This window comes from Rhodoplanes sp. SY1, assembly GCF_046000175.1.
GTDB lineage: Bacteria > Pseudomonadota > Alphaproteobacteria > Rhizobiales > Xanthobacteraceae > Rhodoplanes.
In genome coordinates this window covers 1-778 of record NZ_JBEOMB010000289.1, presented here as the reverse complement: position 1 = coordinate 778, position 778 = coordinate 1, and the positions used below count along the sequence as shown (strand labels likewise).

Here is a 778-nt window from a genome sequence, read left to right as displayed (position 1 = left end):
CTCGACGGGCTCGACGAGATAAAGGTCTGCACCGGCTACCGCCTCGACGGCCGCACCATCGACTATCTTCCGGCGAGCGAGCGGGCGCAGGCGCGGGTCGAGCCGATCTACGAGACCATCGAGGGCTGGAAGGACAAGACCGCCAATGCGCGGTCCTGGGCCGAGCTGCCGGCGCAGGCGATCAAGTACGTGCGCTGGATCGAGGAATTGGTGGGATGTCCGGTCGCTCTGCTCTCGACGAGCCCGGAACGGGATGACACTATCCTGGTCCACAATCCTTTCGAAAGCTGACGCGCGGGGGACATCGCGCCGATCCAAGCCGCGCCGCTCCGGGCAGAAGCCCGGCGGCGGGGCACCCGGAACAGACTGGACCTGATGGCCGATTACTATCCACTGATCGCCAAGGCGGTCGCGGGCCTCGAGAAGAACACCGGCGAGGCGCGGCGCACCCTCTACGAGCGGGCCCGCGGCGCCCATCCGCAAGGTCGAGGCCGACTCGGCCCGCAAGGCGCGGGCCGAGCGCTCGGACGCCATGGCGTCACGGCTGGGCGGCGGGTTCTCGGGTGGCGGATCGTCGGCCGGTTCGGTGGACCGCCTGGCCGCGGCCGCGGCGGAGCGGGCCGAACGGGCCGAACGGTCGGCCGCCGGCGAGCGGGGCGCTTCGGCCGAGCGCGACCGGTCGGCCGAGCGGCCGGCGCCGCCGGAGGATCGCAAGCCGTCCGGACCCGGCGAGGCCGTCGCGCCGCCGGCGGGACCGTCCGGGCCGAACGCCGCGCCG

The 778-nt window shown here is 73.3% G+C and carries 1 protein-coding gene and 1 pseudogene; both read left to right on the top strand.

Going from position 1 to position 778, the window contains the following annotated elements; genetic code table 11:
- Positions 1–291 (top strand): adenylosuccinate synthetase (locus ABTU92_RS29175; RefSeq protein ID WP_408095052.1); only part of this gene is annotated, 291 nt, incomplete at its 5' end.
- Between the two features lie 241 nt (positions 292–532).
- A pseudogene (locus tag ABTU92_RS29170) lies at positions 533–778 on the top strand (hypothetical protein); the annotation flags it as partial.